This is a genomic window from Azospirillum sp. TSO35-2 (genome assembly GCF_003116095.1).
In the GTDB taxonomy this organism is placed as follows: domain Bacteria; phylum Pseudomonadota; class Alphaproteobacteria; order Azospirillales; family Azospirillaceae; genus Azospirillum.
On the sequence record NZ_LGRA01000021.1, the window covers coordinates 1,320,270 to 1,336,860 of the forward strand.

At 68.8% G+C, this 16,591-nt stretch carries 21 protein-coding genes; 8 read left to right on the forward strand and 13 right to left on the reverse strand.

The window, feature by feature from the left end; translation table 11 throughout:
• The first annotated feature begins 150 nt into the window (after nucleotides 1-150).
• Nucleotides 151-1,239 (forward strand): TRAP transporter substrate-binding protein, encoded by a 1,089-nt coding sequence (locus TSO352_RS22105; RefSeq protein ID WP_109109367.1) that lies wholly within the window; start codon nucleotides 151-153, stop codon nucleotides 1,237-1,239.
• A 55-nt stretch (nucleotides 1,240-1,294) separates the two neighbouring features.
• On the opposite strand, the gene TSO352_RS22110 is transcribed toward TSO352_RS22105, so the two are convergent.
• On the reverse strand, nucleotides 1,295-1,741 hold the full coding sequence (locus TSO352_RS22110) for a MaoC family dehydratase (RefSeq protein WP_109109368.1): 447 nt from the start codon (nucleotides 1,739-1,741) through the stop codon (nucleotides 1,295-1,297).
• A gap of 144 nt (nucleotides 1,742-1,885) precedes the next feature.
• Between TSO352_RS22110 and TSO352_RS22115 the strand changes: the two genes are divergently transcribed.
• On the forward strand, nucleotides 1,886-2,527 hold the full coding sequence (locus tag TSO352_RS22115) for a TetR/AcrR family transcriptional regulator (protein WP_109109369.1): 642 nt from the start codon (nucleotides 1,886-1,888) through the stop codon (nucleotides 2,525-2,527).
• A gap of 31 nt (nucleotides 2,528-2,558) precedes the next feature.
• Here TSO352_RS22115 and TSO352_RS22120 read toward each other — a convergent pair whose 3' ends face one another.
• From TSO352_RS22120 to TSO352_RS22145, 6 genes are all read right to left on the reverse strand, one after another.
• On the reverse strand, nucleotides 2,559-2,888 hold the full coding sequence (locus TSO352_RS22120; RefSeq protein WP_109109370.1) for a DUF1153 domain-containing protein: 330 nt from the start codon (nucleotides 2,886-2,888) through the stop codon (nucleotides 2,559-2,561).
• A gap of 180 nt (nucleotides 2,889-3,068) precedes the next feature.
• Nucleotides 3,069-3,818, reverse strand: a complete 750-nt coding sequence (locus TSO352_RS22125) for a flagellar hook capping FlgD N-terminal domain-containing protein (protein WP_109109371.1) — start codon at nucleotides 3,816-3,818, stop codon at nucleotides 3,069-3,071.
• Between the two features lie 86 nt (nucleotides 3,819-3,904).
• Nucleotides 3,905-5,734, reverse strand: coding sequence for a flagellar hook-length control protein FliK (locus TSO352_RS22130; protein WP_109109372.1), 1,830 nt, complete (start codon nucleotides 5,732-5,734; stop codon nucleotides 3,905-3,907).
• 308 nt (nucleotides 5,735-6,042) lie between these two features.
• Entirely contained in the window at nucleotides 6,043-6,555 is a 513-nt protein-coding gene (locus tag TSO352_RS22135; RefSeq protein WP_109109373.1) for a flagellar basal-body protein, read from the reverse strand.
• Nucleotides 6,548-6,907, reverse strand: a complete 360-nt coding sequence (locus TSO352_RS22140) for a rod-binding protein (RefSeq protein ID WP_109109374.1) — start codon at nucleotides 6,905-6,907, stop codon at nucleotides 6,548-6,550. The genes TSO352_RS22135 and TSO352_RS22140 overlap by 8 nt, the downstream gene beginning before the upstream one ends.
• A complete protein-coding gene (locus tag TSO352_RS22145; protein WP_109109375.1) occupies nucleotides 6,907-8,049 on the reverse strand; it encodes a flagellar basal body P-ring protein FlgI in 1,143 nt (380 codons plus the stop codon). The genes TSO352_RS22140 and TSO352_RS22145 overlap by 1 nt, the downstream gene beginning before the upstream one ends.
• Nucleotides 8,050-8,279: 230 nt before the next feature.
• Here TSO352_RS22145 and TSO352_RS22150 point away from each other — a divergent pair, with 230 nt between their 5' ends.
• On the forward strand, nucleotides 8,280-8,705 hold the full coding sequence (locus TSO352_RS22150; protein ID WP_109109376.1) for a flagellar assembly protein FliX: 426 nt from the start codon (nucleotides 8,280-8,282) through the stop codon (nucleotides 8,703-8,705).
• A 190-nt stretch (nucleotides 8,706-8,895) separates the two neighbouring features.
• Nucleotides 8,896-9,315: an RNA polymerase-binding protein DksA gene (dksA, locus tag TSO352_RS22155; protein WP_109109377.1), complete on the forward strand. Its 420-nt coding sequence runs from the start codon at nucleotides 8,896-8,898 to the stop codon at nucleotides 9,313-9,315.
• 95 nt (nucleotides 9,316-9,410) lie between these two features.
• Here the strand turns inward: dksA and ybaL are convergent, their stop codons facing one another.
• Nucleotides 9,411-11,081, reverse strand: a complete 1,671-nt coding sequence (ybaL, locus tag TSO352_RS22160; protein WP_109109378.1) for a YbaL family putative K(+) efflux transporter — start codon at nucleotides 11,079-11,081, stop codon at nucleotides 9,411-9,413.
• A 110-nt stretch (nucleotides 11,082-11,191) separates the two neighbouring features.
• On the opposite strand from ybaL, the gene TSO352_RS22165 reads away from it, so the two are divergent.
• Both TSO352_RS22165 and TSO352_RS22170 read left to right on the forward strand, forming a co-directional pair.
• On the forward strand, nucleotides 11,192-11,470 hold the full coding sequence (locus tag TSO352_RS22165) for a helix-turn-helix transcriptional regulator (protein ID WP_109109379.1): 279 nt from the start codon (nucleotides 11,192-11,194) through the stop codon (nucleotides 11,468-11,470).
• A 215-nt stretch (nucleotides 11,471-11,685) separates the two neighbouring features.
• Entirely contained in the window at nucleotides 11,686-11,892 is a 207-nt protein-coding gene (locus tag TSO352_RS22170; RefSeq protein ID WP_109109380.1) for a DUF6494 family protein, read from the forward strand.
• A gap of 87 nt (nucleotides 11,893-11,979) precedes the next feature.
• On the opposite strand, the gene TSO352_RS22175 is transcribed toward TSO352_RS22170, so the two are convergent.
• Both TSO352_RS22175 and TSO352_RS22180 read right to left on the reverse strand, forming a co-directional pair.
• On the reverse strand, nucleotides 11,980-13,131 hold the full coding sequence (locus TSO352_RS22175; RefSeq protein WP_158284619.1) for an ATP-grasp domain-containing protein: 1,152 nt from the start codon (nucleotides 13,129-13,131) through the stop codon (nucleotides 11,980-11,982).
• 147 nt (nucleotides 13,132-13,278) lie between these two features.
• Nucleotides 13,279-13,482: a hypothetical protein gene (locus TSO352_RS22180; RefSeq protein ID WP_109109382.1), complete on the reverse strand. Its 204-nt coding sequence runs from the start codon at nucleotides 13,480-13,482 to the stop codon at nucleotides 13,279-13,281.
• A gap of 140 nt (nucleotides 13,483-13,622) precedes the next feature.
• Here TSO352_RS22180 and TSO352_RS22185 point away from each other — a divergent pair, with 140 nt between their 5' ends.
• Both TSO352_RS22185 and TSO352_RS33310 read left to right on the forward strand, forming a co-directional pair.
• Nucleotides 13,623-13,775 (forward strand): DUF1289 domain-containing protein, encoded by a 153-nt coding sequence (locus TSO352_RS22185; RefSeq protein WP_109109383.1) that lies wholly within the window; start codon nucleotides 13,623-13,625, stop codon nucleotides 13,773-13,775.
• 79 nt (nucleotides 13,776-13,854) lie between these two features.
• Complete coding sequence (locus TSO352_RS33310; RefSeq protein WP_158284620.1) at nucleotides 13,855-14,019, forward strand: hypothetical protein; 165 nt, start codon at nucleotides 13,855-13,857, stop codon at nucleotides 14,017-14,019.
• Nucleotides 14,020-14,166: 147 nt separating this feature from the next.
• Here TSO352_RS33310 and flgH read toward each other — a convergent pair whose 3' ends face one another.
• Genes flgH through flgG form a run of 3 tightly spaced genes read right to left on the reverse strand, consistent with a single transcriptional unit; the run spans nucleotide 14,167 to nucleotide 16,567 of the window.
• Nucleotides 14,167-14,934, reverse strand: a complete 768-nt coding sequence (gene flgH / locus TSO352_RS22190) for a flagellar basal body L-ring protein FlgH (protein ID WP_109109384.1) — start codon at nucleotides 14,932-14,934, stop codon at nucleotides 14,167-14,169.
• Nucleotides 14,935-14,947: 13 nt separating this feature from the next.
• Nucleotides 14,948-15,733, reverse strand: coding sequence for a flagellar basal body P-ring formation chaperone FlgA (gene flgA, locus TSO352_RS22195; protein ID WP_109109385.1), 786 nt, complete (start codon nucleotides 15,731-15,733; stop codon nucleotides 14,948-14,950).
• A 48-nt stretch (nucleotides 15,734-15,781) separates the two neighbouring features.
• Entirely contained in the window at nucleotides 15,782-16,567 is a 786-nt protein-coding gene (gene flgG, locus TSO352_RS22200) for a flagellar basal-body rod protein FlgG (RefSeq protein ID WP_109109386.1), read from the reverse strand.
• Between the last annotated feature and the right edge of the window lie 24 nt (nucleotides 16,568-16,591).

The window sequence follows — 16,591 nt, forward strand, 5'->3', positions numbered from 1 at the left end:
TGTTTCTCCGCAGGATGGAAGGCCGGTGACCGAATACTTTGTCAAACCGTCTCCCCGCTTTTGGGCTCCAGACCCTGTATGTCATGCCTGATGTTCAGCGCCTGACGCAATCGTCGCAAGCGTCATGGCCATAACGAAGAGGAAACGTTCATGAAGCGCCGTTCCTTCCTGACCACGGCGGGCGTCGGTGTCGCCGCCAGCACGCTGGCCGCTCCGGCGATCGCGCAGACCCAGCCGGACATCCACTGGCGCCTTGCCTCCAGCTTCCCGAAGAGCCTGGACACCATCTATGGCGCCGCCGACACCATCGCGGCGCGCGTCGCGGCGGCGACCGACGGCAAGTTCCAGATCCGCCCCTTCGCCGCGGGTGAGATCGTCCCGGGGCTCCAGGTGCTCGACGCCGTGCAGAACGGGACGGTCGAATGCGGCCACACCGCCAGCTATTACTATGTCGGCAAGGATCCGACCTTCACCTTCGACGCCACGGTGCCCTTCGGCCTGAACGCCCGCCAGCAGAACGCCTGGATCTACAAGGGCGGCGGGATGGAGTTGCTGCGCGAGTTCTTCGACGGCTACGGCGCCGTGAACTTCCCGGCCGGCAACACCGGCACCCAGATGGGCGGCTGGTTCCGCAAGGAGATCAAGACCGTCGAGGACCTGAAGGGCCTGAAGTTCCGCATCGGCGGCTTCGCTGGTCAGGTGCTGGCCAAGCTGGGCACCGTGCCGCAGCAGATCGCCGGCGGCGACATCTATCCGTCGCTGGAGAAGGGCACCATCGACGCCGCCGAGTGGATCGGCCCGTACGACGACGAGAAGCTCGGCTTCAACAAGGTCGCCAAGTATTATTACTATCCGGGCTGGTGGGAAGGTGGGCTGAACGTCTCGCTGCTGGTCAACAAGCAGCAGTGGGAGAAACTGCCGAAGCACTATCAGGCCATTCTGGAGGCCGCCTGCTTCGAGGCCAACCTGACGATGAACGCCAAGTACGACGCCGAGAACCCGGCGGCGCTGCGTCGTCTGGTCGCCGGCGGCGCGCAACTGCGCCCGTTCCCGCGCGAGGTGATGGAGGCCTGCTACAAGGCCGCCATCGAGCTGTATGACGAGACGGCGAAGACCAACCCGAAGTTCGCCAAGATCTACGAACAGTGGAAGAAGTTCCGCGACGACGAGTACCTGTGGTTCCGGGTCGCCGAGAACACCTTCGACAACTTCGCCTTCACCGCCGGCCTGAAGCGCTGACGGATTGGGACCGGCCCCCGCGGCAACGCGGGGGCTTTCTCAGGTGACGTGGGGGTTACGAGGCGGGGCGGGCCGGGGCCAGCAGGTTGGCGACCATGACCTGCACCACCTCGTCGGCCTGATCCAGCGTGGTGGTCTTCACCCGCAGCACGCCCTGGTCCGGCCGCTTGGCCGAGCGCCGGGCATCCAGGACCTCCATCTCGATGCGCAGCACGTCGCCGGGGCGGGTCGGCTTCGGCCAGGCGATGCTGTCGACCCCCATCCCGACGTAGCCGCCGGCCAACTCGGCGTTGCTGCCGACGATCATGCGCATGGTCATCCCGGCGGTGTGCCAGCCGCTGGCCGCCAGCCCGCGGAACAGCGTGTCCTTCGCCGCCTGCGGATCCAGGTGGAAGGGCTGGGGGTCGAATCGCTCGGCGTAGGCGATGATCTCGGCCTCGCTCACCTCCAGCGGGCCGCCCTGGAAGCGGTCGCCCACGCTCACATCGTCGAAATAGCGCATTCTCCCGGAGTCCTCTCGTTGCGTTGGCCAAAGCAGGGCCAGCCGGTTATGATACAGACCTGTCTCTTCCTTCGATGGTAGAGACAGGTCTGTATCATTGTCAACCGGCAGCGCGAGCCGGACGGTGGCGAAGGTTTGGATCGGATGAGCGACACGGGCAGCGGAGCCGCGAAGAAACCGGCGCGGGAGCGGATTCTCGACACGGCGGCGGAACTGTTCTACCGCGAGGGCATCCGCGCGGTCGGGATCGACACCATCATCGCCCGGTCGGGTGTCGCCAAGATGAGCCTGTACCGGAACTTCGCGTCGAAGGATGATCTGGTCTGCGCCTATCTGGAACGCAACATCGCCCAGCACGCCGACTGGTGGGATCGGGTGACCGCCCGCCATCCCGCTGATCCGCGCGCCCAGATGAAGGCGCTGTTCGTGGCGCTCGGCCACTGGATCGACCATCCCAGGTTCCAGGGCTGTCCCTTCACCAGCGCCGCCGCCGAACTGCGCGACCCGGCCAACCCGGCCCACGCGATGGCGGTGGCGCACAAGCGGATGGTTCGCGACCGCATGCGCGCCCTGGCGCTGGCCGCGGGCGCCGACGACCCGGACCGCCTGACCGCGCAGTTGCAGTTGCTGATGGAAGGGGCCTATGCCGCCGGCCGCGCGCTCGACCTCGGGACGGGCAACCCGGCGGTTGCCAGCGCGGCGGCGGCGCTGATCGACGCCGCCTGCGGACCGGACCAGCGGTGCCCGAACACGCACACCCCGGACGTGCAAACGCCGCAGGCGTGACCTGCGGCGCTTCGAGCCCGGGCTGACGCGCTTATTCGGCGGCGGTCAGACGGTCGCGCACGGATTGGCCCGGGCGGTAGTCCTGAAGACGCGTGGCGCGCAGACCGCGCATGCCATGGCTGTCGATCAGCCGCTGCCAGGACAGGAATTCCTCCACCGACAGCGTGTAGCGGCGACAAGCCTCCTCCAGGCTGATGAGGCCCGAGCGGACGCCGGCGACCACTTCCGCCTTGCGGCGCATCACCCAACGCTTGGTGTCGGGCGGGGGAAGATCGCTTTCGGTCATGGGACGTCCCTCGGGACCAATGACCGATACACCGACCGCAGAGTCATCGTCGGTGTCGAGTTCGATGAGTGCCATGCGCGGACGCTCCAACCCAAACTGTGGATTCCACGATTTCGGGTTACTGTAGGCGCCGGCACTTAACAAATGCCTAAACGAAAGGATTAAACTTTATTCGCGTGGTAGGCCCTCCCCCGGACGGACAGGACGGCTCCCGTCCGGGGGAGGGCGCTTCGGCCCACCCTGGGCGAAGGCCGCTCAATAGACGTTGGTCAGCTTCGACAACGGGACCTCGCTGGCGCCGATGTTCAGCACCGTCGTGCCGTCCTTGGCGTTGCCGATGCCGGCGACCGTGCCGAAGGTGTAGGTCGTCGTCTTGATGGTGGTGTCCTTCTGCTCGGCAACCGGGGCGACGTTCATGCGATAGCTGCCGGGCTGGACGGCGCGGCCGTTGTCGTCCTTGAAGTCCCATTCGACGGCGTGCTTGGTGCCGGCGCTGGTCTCGCCCTTCATCGAGCGGATGATGCTCCCATTGGAGTCGAGGATGTCGACGCGGACCGACTTGGCCGAGGTTTCCAGCTCGTAGCCCAGCGGCGCCTGGGTCATGCCCTGGGTGTACTGGAAGGTGTCGCCCTCGAACGCGACGGTGCGGCCGAGATAGGCGAGGTTGGTGGAGGCGGTGCCGGCGCTCTGCAACTGCACCAGCTTGTCCAGGCGGCTGTTGGTGCCGATGTTCTGCTCGACGTTCGCGAAATCGACCAACTGCTTGGTCATGTCGTTCGTGTCCATCGGCTTCAGCGGGTCCTGATTCTTCATCTGGGTCGTCAGCATGGTCAGGAAGGTCTCGAAGTTGTCGCCGAGTCCCTTCATGGCCGACGCGGTCTTGCTGCTGTCCGTCGCCTTGCTGCTGTCGGTGGTGGACGTCGTCTTGGACCCGGTCGACTTCCCTGCCGAATAGGTGCCGTACTGATTCAGGGTCAGGCCGGTGGTGGTGTCGGTGGTGGTCATGGCGTTCGTCCTTCAGGGCCGGTTCGGCCGATGTCTCTGGGGTCGCGGATCGCAGGGGCGGGCGGCGAGGCGCCGGCGCCGATCGATCACGCCTTGATGTCGAGGCGCCCGTTGCCGAGCGTGGCGGTGTAGGCGGCGGTGTCGGAGCCGTCATCGTCGCCGCTTCCGCCGAAGCCACGGCCGCGCCGGCCCGATCCGCCCCCCTTGCCGTCGCCCCGCCCGTCGTTGGCGAAGGGATTGCCCTCGCCGCGCAGGCTGAAGCTCAGGCTGTTGGAGTCGGTCTGCAGTCCAGCGTCCTGCAAGGCGCGTTCCAAACCGCGGCTGTCGCGTTGCAGCAGCTCCAGCGTCTGCGCCTTTTCCACCGCGACCATGGCGTTGACCCGACCGTCGGTGCCGATGTCCAGCTTGATGTCGATCCGCCCCAGCTCGGCCGGGTGCAGGTTGATGGTGAACTGGTCGACGTCGGCGTCGGTGTTCTTCTTGATGTGGACGGCGATCTGGTCCTGCACGCCCATCGGCATGCCGGCGCTGCCGCGCGACGGGCGCAGCGTTGCCGTTGCCTGCGTCGGATCGACGGTGACGGTGCCGATCTGCTGCCCTTCCATCGCGGCCAGCACGGGGTGGGCGTGCGGGCTGGCGCCGGTGGTCGCGGTGGCGCCGGTGGCGGCCGCCGCGCCATCGACACCTTCCAGCGCGCCGGCCGCCTTGCCATCGGCGGCGGCCACCGTGTTCGCCGCCGGCACGGTGGCGGGGGCAACCTGCGGGGCAGGCTGCGGCATGCCTTGCGGCTGGGCCTCGTTCCGGCTGCCGCTCTCGGAGTTGGCCTGCTGCTTGGCCCCGGGTTTCGCCTCGCCGGTCTTTGCCTTGGCGGCGGCCAGCAGGTCGGCGAAGTTGCCGGGCAGGGTGGTGTCGTCGTCGCTGGGCAGCGCCTCGCCGGGCTGGTCCGCGGCGGTTTGGACAGCGGCTTGGCTGGGGTCCGCCGCCTTGGCGTCGGCAGTCTTGGCATCGGCGGCCTTGGCGTCGGCCGAGGACGCTGCGGCATCCGCCGCGGTGGCTTTGGCGTTGGCGAGCGCACCGTCGGCGGCGGCCTTCGCCTGCGCAAGCTGGGTCGCCGCATCGGCGGTGCCGCTTGTGCCGGCGGGCATGCCCCCATCCGCCCCCTGGTCATCCGCCCCCTGGGCCTTGGCCTGGCCGGGGAGCTGGAGCCCGGCGAGGATCAGGTCGCTCGCCTGCGGCAGCGGGGGCTGCTGGCTGGCCGCTTGCGCCGCGGCGTCGGCGGTCGCCAGGGCGTCGGCGGCGCACGCGGCCTTGTCGTCGCCGCTGTCGGGCTCCACGTCGGTGTCCGCCTTGGCGGTCACGGCCTCCGCATCGGCGGCGTCCCCGTCGGTCGCCTGGGTCTGGCCGGCATCGGCGGCGGAGCCGGTGTCGTCCGTCTTGGCGGCGTCCTTCGTGGCCGTCTTGTCGCTCTTGGCCGTCTTGCGGTCGTCGCGCTTGCCCTGGACGGCACGGTTGTCCTTGCCGTCCGGCTTGGTCGCCGCCTTCGGCTCCGGCCGTTCGGTGGTCCGGGCCTCCCTGGCGGCGTCGGCTTTGGCGGCGGCATCGGTCCGGGCGTCGGCGGCGGCGTCGGCCCGGGCATCGGCGGCGGAACGCGCCGCCTGCGCCGCGGCGGTGTCCCGGCGCGGTTCGGCCCGCACCGGCGCCTTGCGCTGCGCTTCGGCCGCCTTGGCGTCGCGGGCCTCCTTCGCATCCCGGGCGGCGTCGTCAGTCTGCTCGCGCTTGCGCGTGGCGGCATCGGCCAGCGCCCGGTCCATCATCTTGGAGAACATGTCATCCTTCGCCGTCGTCCCCTGCGTCTGCTGGGACTGGGCGAGACCCTCGAACAAGGACGCGGCGATGCTGTTCGATTGGATTTCCATGGAACGGTCCCTCAAGACGGCTGGGCGCGGCAACACTGACGCGGAAACATCAATGCAACGGGCGGGCCAACACCCGGAACGGGACAACGGGCCGGGAAGGGGCCGTCCGTCCGGCCGGGCCGGCAGTTCCGGCCGGGTCCGCCGACGGCAACCGGCAAAAAACGCCGGGTGTCGGGCGCTTCTTGCCGTCGGCGCCCGTTGATCCGCCCGCGCCAAGAAAAAGGCCGCTCCAAGGCTGGAGCGGCCGTCCGAAACATCTCGGCAGTCACGGATGAAGGGTGGAACCGGCCGGGCCGGGAATCGGGTATTCAGAGCCGGGTGTTGATCGCGGCCGAGGTGCGCGGACCGCTGGGCGGCGGGGAGTAGCCGCGGCCGCCGCCCATATGCGCGGCGTAGGCGGTGCTGGGCGCCTTCTGCTGCTTGGTCAGCACGCCGACCACGGTGTCGACCATCACCTTCTGCGCCTCGCTGCCGACGCGCAGCGCCTCGGCGTTGTCGGCGGTGGCGGCGTAGAGCTTGCCGGTGGCCTCCTTCAGCGCGGTCTTCATCTCCGGCGGCAGCGCCATCAGCCCCTCGCGGTCGACGCGCAGCAGGCGGGACACTTCTTCATAGACCAGCGTCATCGGCTGCTTGTCCTTGACGATCTGCGCCAGCTCCTTGGCCGGGCGGCGGGCGCGGACGGCGGCGGACTCGCGCTCAAGCAGGGCGGACAGCCGGACCATCAGGTCGACCAGCGCGGTCGCGCGCTCGAACGCGTTCTTCGGCAGGTTGGCCGCGCCGGGCTTGGCCGGCTGGGGGAAACGGACGTCGACCTTATCCATGGCTGGCCTCCTGGGCGCGAAGAAGCTCTTGATAGACCTGGTTGGCGATGCCGAGACCGCCGCGCTGGGAAATCTGCTTGCCGAACTGCTCGACCAGCATCGGGCGGAACATCTCCTCGCCACGCCCGCCGCCGAAGGTCTCGTCGGTGCCGATGCCCTCGAACATCGGGCCCAGCATCTGCGAGATGAACTGGCTTTCGAACTCGTTGGCCGACTTGTGCAGCTGGGCAAGCTTTGCCGGGCTGGTCTTGGCCTCCAGGTCGGAAATCTTTGCCAGGGTCTGCACCCCGAACCCGGCGGCGCGGGCGCGATCGAGGGCCGATGCGGCGGATGTGGCGGGGTTCAGGGACATCAGATCACCTCGATCTCGGCTTGCAGGGCACCGGCGGCCTTGATCGACTGGAGAATGGCGATCATGTCCCGCGGTCCCACACCCAGAGCATTCAAGGATTGTACCAACTCCTGCAGCGTCACCCCGGCGTTCATCACCGCGAGGCGGTTGTTGGACTGGTCGTCGACCTGGATGTCGGTGCGCGGCACCACGGCGGTCTGCCCCTGGCTGAACGGGCCGGGCTGGCTGACCTGCGGCGTTTCGGTGATCCGGATCGTCAGGTTGCCCTGGGCGATGGCGACGGTGGAGATGCGGACATTCTCGCCCATCACGATGACGCCCGACTTCTCGTCGACGACCACGCGGGCGACCTGGTCGGGGGTGATGCGCAGTTGCTCGATCTCGGTGATCAGGCCGACGACGTCGCCGCGGCGCACCTCGGGCACGTTCAGCAGGACCGACGACGGGTCGGTCGCCTGGGCGCGGTTGCCGCGCAGCTGGATGTTGATGGCGGTCGCCACCCGTTGCGCCGTGGTGAAGTCGGGGTTGCGCAAGCTGAGACGCAGCACCGGCAGTTCGGCCAGCGCGAACTGGATCTCGCGCTCGACGATGGCGCCGGAGGCGATGCGGCCGGAGGTGGGGACGCCGCGCGTCACGCTGGCGCCCTGGCCCTGGGCGGAGAAGCCGGACACGGCGATCGGCCCCTGGGCCACGGCGTAGACCTCGCCGTCGGCGCCGATCAGCGGGGTGACCAGCAGGGTGCCGCCCAGGAGGCTCTTGCTGTCGCCCATCGCCGAGACGGTGACGTCGATGCGGGTGCCCTGGGCGGCGTAGGCGCCCAGCGTCGCCGTCACCATCACCGCCGCGACGTTCTTGGTGCGCAGGTTGGTGCCGCGGGTGTTGACGCCCATCCGCTCCAGCATGCCGGTCAGGCTCTGTTCGGTGAAGGGCGAGTTGTTCAGGCTGTCGCCGGTGCCGTTCAGGCCGACCACCAGCCCATAGCCGATCAGCATGTTGTCGCGCACACCCTCCACATCCACGATGTCCTTGATACGGGCGGACGCCGCCAGGACCGGTGCGGCCGGTGCGCTGATCGCCAGCAGGGCGGACAGGACCGCAAGCGCGGTGCAGCGGCGCAGAAAGCGAAGGGCGGTGGGGATCATGACGCGGACACTCCTGAACTCACGTCCGCTTCTATACAAACGCCGTGCCACATGCCGCCGGGGGCGGGATTCGGCCGATGTCCTGAAAAACGCCCGGGGAATGACGCGTTTGGGTCACAGCCGGGCGGCAATTTTTGCCCGATTGCGGCAAGCCTTGACCCGATGTTAAGGTTGATCCATCTACAGTGCGCGCGTTTACGCATCCTTTACTGCAAACGGTTGCACGGATCATGAAAGTCGAAGGCACCGGAAACATACGCGGCAGTGGTTCGGTCCGCCGCACCGGCAAGGCCGAAGGCTCGTCCGGCGCCGCGTTCTCCAAGCAATTGGTGGGCGAGACCGGATCCGCCCACGGCGTCAGCGGCACCGCCGCCGCCGGCGGGGTCACCGGCGTGCTCGCCCTGCAAGAGGTCGATGCCACCGACGACGCCACCGCCCGCGCCTCCCGCGGGAAGATGCGGGCGGAGGAGATGCTCGACCGGTTGGAGGAAATCCAGCACGGCCTGCTGTCCGGCAGCCTGTCGGCGCAGAAGCTGGTCGAGCTGGCCAAGGTGGTTCAGACCCGCCGCGCCCAGGTCGACGACCCCGGCCTCGCCCAAATCCTGGACGAGATCGATCTGCGCGCCCAGGTGGAACTGGCGAAGCTGACCTCTTGAATCCCGCGTGCATCCAGCGCGGGGCCTCTGCGCGCGGGTCGGGGCGGTTCAGGCCGCAAGGTTACAAATCTTTTTCATTCCAAGGGCTTGTTTGGCTGTTGCGGGGGCAAACCATAGGGTTGCGGTCCAGTCGTGGCCTGCCTATACTCCGCGCCGCCCGGATCACCCCTTTTGCGCTGGATGCTTTCGGATGACGTCGCCGCTTCTGCCCCCGAACTATTCCCCGTCGGAAGACGAGGAGTTCATGAACCCGACCATGCGGGAGTATTTCCGCCTGAAGCTTCTGCGCTGGCGCGCGGAGCTGCTGGCGGAATCCACCGGCACGCTGAACAGTCTCCAGGAAGGTGGTATCCAGGAACCGGATATCGCCGACCGCGCCTCGGCAGAGACCGACCGTGCCCTGGAGCTTCGCACCCGCGACCGCGAACGCAAGCTGATCTCCAAGATCGACGCTGCGCTGGAACGTCTTGTCGACGGCAGCTACGGCTACTGCGAGGAGACGGGCGACCCGATCTCCGTGCGCCGCCTCGACGCCCGCCCGATCGCGACGCTGAGCCTGGAAGCCCAGGAGCGTCACGAACGGATGGAGCGCACGCAGCGCGACGACTGATGGCGGCGTGCGCTTGAACCGGTTGTTTCAAGCGCTCTCCGGCCGTTGCGATCGGAAGACCGGGCGCCCCGCGCAGGTTGGGGACGCCGGCTTTCCTAGGCTGTGGCCCGTGCGATGTCCGACGGCCGTTCGTCGGCGTACTCGATCATCCGTCGGGCGATCTCGCGTTCCCCCATGAACACCGCGTCGGCGCCGTTGCGGTCGAGATGCGTCACCGCCTCGTCGCTGTGGGCGCGGGCGGCGATGGCGATCGTCGGATTGAGCGCCCGCGCCTGCTGCACGACTCCGCCGCCTTCCAGCGCGTCGGGGACGGTGACCAGCAGCAGCGCCGCACCCTCCACCCCCGCCCGTTGCAGGATGCCGGCCGCGTTGGCGTTGCCGTAGACCGCCTGCACGCCATCGGCCTGCAGGGTCTTCACCCGTTCGCGCTGAAGGTCGATGACGACCAGTTCGCGCCCTTCCGTCCTCAGCGCCTGCGCCACGAGTCGGCCGACCCGGCCGTGGCCGATGACGATCGCATGCCCGCTGCGGTCCTGGTAGTCGTGCAACTCCGGCGCGATGTCGGCTGCCGGGAGGGGATCGGCCGCGTCGGGGAACAGCCGCTGCACCAGGGCGAACAGCAGCGGGTTGGCGGTGATCGACAGCAGGGCACCGGCCAGCACCAGCCCCTGTCCCTCTTCCGGCAGGATGCCGAGCTGCATGCCGAGCCCGACCAGGATGAAGGAGAACTCGCCGATCTGGGCGAGGCTGACCGCCACCGTCGCCGCGGTGCGCAGGGGATAGCGGAACAGCAGCACCAGCCCGAAGGCCGCCGCCGACTTGCCGACCAGGATGATGCCGATGGTCGCCAGCACCGCCCAGGGCGACCGCATCAGCACCACCGGGTCGAACAGCATGCCGACCGACACGAAGAACAGCACGGCGAAGGCGTCCTGCAACGGCAGGGTCTGTTCGGCGGCGCGGTGGCTGAGGTCGGATTCGTTCAGCACCATCCCGGCGAAGAAGGCACCCAGCGCGAAGGACACGCTGAACAGCGTCGCCGACCCGTAGGCGATGCCGAGCGCCAGCGCCAGCACGCACAGCGTGAACAGCTCGCGCGAGCCGGTGCGGGCGATGCGTTCCAGCACCCAGGGCACCAGCCGCCGGCCGCCGATCAGCATCAGCGCCACGAACAGGGCGACCTTGCCCAGCGTCAGCCCCAGCGCCAGCACCATCTCCTGGTCGATGCCGCCGCCGCTTTCCAGCATGCGGGCGACCGGTGGCAGCAGCACCAGGGCGAGAACCATCGCCAGATCCTCGACGATCAGCCAGCCGATGGCGATCCGCCCGCGCTCCGTCTTGAACAGGTCGAGTTGTTCCAGCGCCCGCAGCAGCACCACCGTGCTGGCCACCGACAGGGCCAGACCGAACACCAGCCCGGCCGCGAGACTCCAGCCGAACAGCGACGCCAGCCCCCAGCCCATCACCGTCGCGATGACGATCTGCACCACCGCGCCGGGAATGGCGATGGCGCGCACCTTCATCAGGTCGTCCAGCGAGAAATGCAGCCCGACGCCGAACATCAGCAGGATCACCCCGATCTCCGCCAACTGGGAGGCGAGGTGGAGGTCGCCGACGAAGCCCGGCGTGAAGGGGCCGATGGCGACGCCCGCCAGCAGATAGCCCACCAGCGGCGACAGGCGCAGCCGATGGGCGGTGGCGCCGAAGAGGAAGGCCAGGACGATGGCGGCCACCATGGTGGTGATCAGCGGGACGTGGTGGGGCATAAGGGCGGCGGTTCCCGGCGGCTGGGGGTGGAAATCGGGGCGGCCCGTCTCATATTGTGGTGTAAATGATCGGTTTCAACGTTTCTGGCCAAGGTTTTGGGTGAAAAAGTATGTCCACGAAGGGTATCCTGACACCGGGGCAATGCCGGGCCGCCCGCGGCTTCCTCGACTGGACGCAGGAGGAACTGGCCGAGCGGGCGGCGGTGTCACGCGGCACCATCCGCGACTTCGAAAAGGGTCGACACGCCCTGCACCGAAGCACGGAAACCCTGCTGACCGCCGCCTTCACCACCGCCGGCCTGCGCCTCGTTCCGCGGGAGGAGGGCGGTCCCGGCGTGCTCTGCCCGGCGGAATGTCCGGCGTCCGGGGCGAACGACGCTGCGGCCTGACCGAGCGGCCGGGTGCCGGTTGCAGCGGGTTGTCGTGCGCGGCGTCCGACGGGGTCAACACCGGGCTGACCTCGGCCGAAGAGGGCCACGGCTCCCCGGCCGGCGTCGCCAACAACCGGATGGGCTGGCGCGACTAAGCCGTTTTCCGGAACCAATCGGCCGCCCCGGGGGTTCGGACACTGGTGCCGAGACACCGTTTTCCCCGGGGAGGCCCCATGGACCAGGAAACCTTCAACGTCGGCCTGCGCAAATTCCTGAAGCAGGTCGGCGTCACCTCGCAGCGCGAGCTTGAACTGGCGGTCGGCCGGGCGCTGGGCGACGGCCGGCTGAAAGGGAACGAAACCCTGCGCGCCCGCATGGTGCTGACCGTCGATGGCCTCGACCTGACGCACGAGGTGACGGCGGACATCGCGCTGGAATGATGCCGGCTCCGGAAAGGTCCGACCGGTGGTCGGCACTTTCCGGCCCTGGCATGAGACAGGGGCGCCGACCGGTGCGGGACGCGCGACTCAGCCGGGATGGAGCTGCGGCGTGATGCTCAGGATCGCCGCGGTCATCCGGCGTTCCTGCCAGGGCACGTCGTGATAGAAGCGGGTGAGATAGGGACTGTTGCGGTCCCGGATCCACTCGCCCGGAAACAGGGCCATGGACAGCCGGCGGGTTGGGTCGAAGTCGCTTTGATACGGCTGCCCGGTCAGGGCGCAGGCCATGGCGCGGCAGAGATCGGCACCGATCAGGCTCCCCAGGTGGGTGGTCTGGGTGGGGCGGGTGTTGACCTCAAGGAACACCGGCGCGCTGCCGTCGTCCGGCAGGATCGCGTCGATGCCGCCGAACCCGGAAAAGCCGAGAAGCGCCACCACCCGCTGCGCCATGTCCAGCAGGGCGGGATGGTTGCCGATTTCGATGGCCGAGGATGGGCCGAAGGGCTCCGGCTGGTGGTGGAGGACCCGGTATGGGAAGGCCTCCAGCATCCGGCCGTCCAGCGCGCTGAACGACACCGATGCCGACGGGCCCGAAACGAACTCCTGCGCGACGATGCGCGCATGGCCCGCCGTGCCGTCGCCGTCGCCTTCGGTCCGCGGGCCGGCGATCCGCAGGTCGGCCATCCGCGCGATGGCGTCCTGCGCCGATTCGGCCTTGGCCACGCCGCACCCGGCCGAACTGTTGTCCCGCTTGACGATCAACGGCGTGCCGAGAGGCGCGAGGTCGGCGGCACTGGTCCGATCGTCGATCGCCATCTGGCGCGGCGTCCGTATTCCCGCGGACGCCACCATCTCCACGCACAGCGACCGGAGGCTCTCCCGGGGGCCGCCGCCGCCGTACCAGCGGCCGATGATCCGGCGGACCCAGGCGGCGTCTTCACCGCCACCGCCGTTCACCCGCTGCGCCGCGAGCGCGAGCGTATCGTCGGCGCGGCCATCGCACGCGATGATGATGTCCGGCCGGCATTCGATCGCCGTCGAGGCGATCACCGTGATCAGGTCGTCGACGTTCGGGGTTTCGGCGAACACGCGTCCGCCGTCGAGGAAGTCGCTGAACTGCAAGAGCGCGTTCTTCGGACACACGGCGAAGACCCGGAAACCCGCCGCCTTCAGCGCATAGGGCATGCGGGCGGCGCTGTAGCGGTACATGGCGCAGGATACAAGCAATGCCGTCGGCATCCGGTCCTTCTGTGGCCGTCGCGGCCTCTGTGGCATGGTCAAACGGAGCGAACATCTAGCCGCCCGACGAAGGACCGGCAATCACAGAGTCGGGGAAGGCGCGCGCCCTACCGCCGATGGGCAGGGCCTTCCCGCCGCGCGACGGCTTTACCGCGGCCCGCCGTCGCCGATCGCCTTGCGGGCCGTCGCGGTGATGGTGTCCAACCGGATCACCAGTTCGTTCTCGCACAGGGCGGAGCGCGCCGCCTCCGCTTCCGCGATGATCGTGCGCAGGGCGTCGGCCATGTCGCGCAGACGCCGGGCCTGCGCGTCGTTCGTCGTGGCATCATCCGGCCGTCGATCTTCCGGCATTGAGCCCCTCCCGTCTTTCCGCTAGGGATCCCTCCCGTCCCGGCCCCACGCTTGGCGCGTCTCCGTCCGTCGTTGGAGGCCGGGGCGGATGGCAAGGACATGGATTATACCACCCCTTTCCGCAACGGGAGCCCCACTGAATGAGCGACGACCCCGACTGCCTGGGCATGTGCGCCATCGACGGCGATGTCTGCACCGGCTGCGGCCGCACGCTGGACCAGATCAACGCCGCGTTGGGCGACGAGGGCGATCCGGACGGGGACAATTTGGGCGGGAAACGGCCGGCGGGCTGAAGCCGGGCGCGTGATCATCGTCGTGCCCGCCTGTTTCCCCGCTGTCGCAGCTCCATGCGCCACCAGCGAGGAACCCCGGATGACCGACCAACCCCGGAACGACGCCGAGCCTGCCGTTCAACCTGACGGCCAGCCGCAACAGCCCAAGCCGCAGCCCAAGGACACCGGCCGGATCGACAGCCGGACCGAAAAGGCGCAGGAGGAGGCGGCGAAGGAACGGGCGACCCAGGGCGGCTATCAGTAAGCGCCGCCGTCCGGCAGCCGGCAGGAACGGCGCGGCAGAAGCGACCGCCCGGCAGAAATGTCCATCCTGGCGAGCATCGACGCTGGCCCGCCGGCATGGCGAAAGGGGGCGTCGCCCCCTTTCGGTCCGGTGCGCCGTCCCAGCCCGTCAGAACGGCATGATGATGTCGTAGAGCTGCTGGCCATAGCGCGGCTGCTGGACGTCGGTGATCTGGCCGCGGCCGCCGTAGGAGATGCGAGCTTCGGCGATCTTCTCGTAGCTGACGGTGTTCTGGGCGGTGATGTCCTCGGGGCGGATCACGCCGTGGATTTGCAGGTCGCGCACCTCGAAATTCACCCGGACCTCCTGGTGGCCCTGGATGACCAGGTTGCCGTTGGGCAGGGTCTGCGTCACCAGCGCCGCCACCTTCAGGTCGATCTTCTCGTTGCGGTCGACCGAGCCCTTGCCGTCGTTGGAGGTGTTGCTGTTCAGGTTGACGAGGTTGGAGGCGGAGGCGCCGGCCGGCAGCACCCGGCTCAGGGTGGCGCCTTCCAGCCCGAACAGGTTCGGCATGCCGGCAGCCTCGGTGTTGGCGCGCGACCGCTTGCTCTCGTCGGCGACCTTGGCGCTGTCGTTGATCGAGATGTTGATGGTCATGATGTCGCCGACCTTGGAGGCGCGCTGGTCCTTGAAGAACGCCTTGGCGCCGGTGCGCCACAGCGAGTTCGGGTTGCGCTCCGTCGGCAACGGGGTCGGCATCGGCAGGCTGACCGGCTGGTAGCCGGGCTTGGCCTGCGGATCCTGGATGGAGCTCAGCTCCGGCGCCTTGCCGATGTCGGCGATGCGCGAGGCGGCGCCGCAGGCGGTCAGCGAGGTGGCGGCGGCGGCGATCATCGCGAAGCGGACAATCCGGGCAGTCTTGGTGGTGGCGGACATGGGAGCTTTCTCCTTACTGCGCGATGATGCCGGGCTTTGCCACGGCGACGACGTTGGGGCCTGCGACCGTCGCTTCGACGACGCGGTTGGATTGGGTGTTCACGACGCGGATGACGTCGCCCCGGCCGCCGTCCTGCAGGGCCTTGCCCTGCGTGGTCAGCGACATGGCCGGGGTGGTCAGGGTGATGGTCACCATGGCGCCCTTGTCGACCATGCGCGGCGATTGCAGGTCGCGCAGGCGGACGGGCTGGTTGGTCGACACGCCGCGCTTCGGCGTCATGCCGATCAGCTGGGCGTCGGTGGCGGCGGTGTCGCTGGTGGTCTGGTCGGCGCGCACGTCCTGCCAGTCGACGTCGCCCGGACCGATGACGTCGCCGGGAATGACGCGGCGCGTCAGCACCGGGATCTGCACGACGCCGAAGGCGCGGCCGGACACCGGCAGGCGGACCGCCGGCTGGGTCCCGGTCACCACCACCTCGGCGGCGAAGCGGCCCTGCACCGGGCTGTAATAGAGGTTCTCCACCGTCAGGCCGCCGGCGCCCTGGGGGGCGCGCAGCTCGACCGCGCGGCTGTCCAGCTCCATCTGCAGCCGACCGACCGTCACCACCCGCGACAGCGCGTCGGACAGCACCGCCTCGACATGCGGCATGCCAAAGACGACATCCGGCGCCGGAACGGTCGCGGCCGTGCCCGAGGCCGTGCCGGAGACCGTGGCGGCCAGCCCGGCGACCGGAACGGTCAGCAGGGCGGCGCCGAGGAGCAGGGCGGGCAGGCGGCGGTTGGCGAGGGTGCGGATCATGGTGGCGGTTCCCGAGGTGAGGCCGAGGCGAAGGACCGGAGGCCGGCGTTACTTCATCTGGCTGGCTTGCTGCATCATCTCGTCGGTGGTCTTGATGACCTTGGAGTTCATCTCGTAGGCGCGCTGGGCGGTGATCAGGGTCGTGATCTCCTGCACCACGTTGACGTTCGAGGTCTCCAGGGCACCCTGGGTGACGCGGCCGAAGCCGGGGGCGCCCGGATTGCCGGTCACCGCCTGGCCGGACGCGCCGGATTCCATGAACAGGTTGTCGCCGGTGGCTTCCAGGCCGGCGGCGTTGGCGAAGGTGGCGAGCTGGATCTGGCCGACATTCTGGGTGGCGGTCTGGCCGTCCAGCTTCACCAGCACCTCGCCCGACGAGTTGATCGACACGTCGACCGCGTTGGTCGGGATGGTGATGTTCGGCTGGATCGGGTAGCCGTCGGCGGTGACCATCATGCCTTCCGGCGACAGCTTGAAGTTGCCGGCGCGGGTGTAGGCGGTGTCGCCGCTGGGCAGCGTCACCTGGAAGTAACCCGACCCGTTGATGGCGACGTCCATCTTGTTGTCGGTGATGTTCAGGTTGCCCTGTTCCAGCACGCGGGCCACCGCGGCGATGCGCACGCCGGCACCCACCTGCACGCCGGTCGGCACCACGGTGCCGGCGTCCGACGAGGTCGAGCCGATGCGGCGGAAATTCTGGTACAGCAGGTCCTGGAACTCGGCCCGCTGCTTCTTGAAGCCGGTGGTGGTCGCGTTGGCGATGTTGTTGGAGATCGTCTCGACGTTGAGCTGCTGGGCGATCATACCGGTGGCGCCGATGGCGAGGCTGCGCATTGTGGTCTTCTCCTCTCGTCGTCG

Excerpts from the sequence above, each read along its gene's own strand:
- TSO352_RS22105 (WP_109109367.1), top strand. The coding sequence starts at position 151 with ATGAAGCGCCGTTCCTTCCTGACCACGGCGGGCGTCGGTGTCGCCGCC.
- TSO352_RS22110 (WP_109109368.1), bottom strand. The coding sequence starts at position 1,741 with ATGCGCTATTTCGACGATGTGAGCGTGGGCGACCGCTTCCAGGGCGGC.
- TSO352_RS22115 (WP_109109369.1), top strand. The coding sequence starts at position 1,886 with ATGAGCGACACGGGCAGCGGAGCCGCGAAGAAACCGGCGCGGGAGCGG.
- TSO352_RS22120 (WP_109109370.1), bottom strand. The coding sequence starts at position 2,888 with ATGGCACTCATCGAACTCGACACCGACGATGACTCTGCGGTCGGTGTA.
- TSO352_RS22125 (WP_109109371.1), bottom strand. The coding sequence starts at position 3,818 with ATGACCACCACCGACACCACCACCGGCCTGACCCTGAATCAGTACGGC.
- TSO352_RS22130 (WP_109109372.1), bottom strand. The coding sequence starts at position 5,734 with ATGGAAATCCAATCGAACAGCATCGCCGCGTCCTTGTTCGAGGGTCTC.
- TSO352_RS22135 (WP_109109373.1), bottom strand. The coding sequence starts at position 6,555 with ATGGATAAGGTCGACGTCCGTTTCCCCCAGCCGGCCAAGCCCGGCGCG.
- TSO352_RS22140 (WP_109109374.1), bottom strand. The coding sequence starts at position 6,907 with ATGTCCCTGAACCCCGCCACATCCGCCGCATCGGCCCTCGATCGCGCC.
- TSO352_RS22145 (WP_109109375.1), bottom strand. The coding sequence starts at position 8,049 with ATGATCCCCACCGCCCTTCGCTTTCTGCGCCGCTGCACCGCGCTTGCG.
- TSO352_RS22150 (WP_109109376.1), top strand. The coding sequence starts at position 8,280 with ATGAAAGTCGAAGGCACCGGAAACATACGCGGCAGTGGTTCGGTCCGC.
- dksA (WP_109109377.1), top strand. The coding sequence starts at position 8,896 with ATGACGTCGCCGCTTCTGCCCCCGAACTATTCCCCGTCGGAAGACGAG.
- ybaL (WP_109109378.1), bottom strand. The coding sequence starts at position 11,081 with ATGCCCCACCACGTCCCGCTGATCACCACCATGGTGGCCGCCATCGTC.
- TSO352_RS22165 (WP_109109379.1), top strand. The coding sequence starts at position 11,192 with ATGTCCACGAAGGGTATCCTGACACCGGGGCAATGCCGGGCCGCCCGC.
- TSO352_RS22170 (WP_109109380.1), top strand. The coding sequence starts at position 11,686 with ATGGACCAGGAAACCTTCAACGTCGGCCTGCGCAAATTCCTGAAGCAG.
- TSO352_RS22175 (WP_158284619.1), bottom strand. The coding sequence starts at position 13,131 with ATGCCGACGGCATTGCTTGTATCCTGCGCCATGTACCGCTACAGCGCC.
- TSO352_RS22180 (WP_109109382.1), bottom strand. The coding sequence starts at position 13,482 with ATGCCGGAAGATCGACGGCCGGATGATGCCACGACGAACGACGCGCAG.
- TSO352_RS22185 (WP_109109383.1), top strand. The coding sequence starts at position 13,623 with ATGAGCGACGACCCCGACTGCCTGGGCATGTGCGCCATCGACGGCGAT.
- TSO352_RS33310 (WP_158284620.1), top strand. The coding sequence starts at position 13,855 with ATGACCGACCAACCCCGGAACGACGCCGAGCCTGCCGTTCAACCTGAC.
- flgH (WP_109109384.1), bottom strand. The coding sequence starts at position 14,934 with ATGTCCGCCACCACCAAGACTGCCCGGATTGTCCGCTTCGCGATGATC.
- flgA (WP_109109385.1), bottom strand. The coding sequence starts at position 15,733 with ATGATCCGCACCCTCGCCAACCGCCGCCTGCCCGCCCTGCTCCTCGGC.
- flgG (WP_109109386.1), bottom strand. The coding sequence starts at position 16,567 with ATGCGCAGCCTCGCCATCGGCGCCACCGGTATGATCGCCCAGCAGCTC.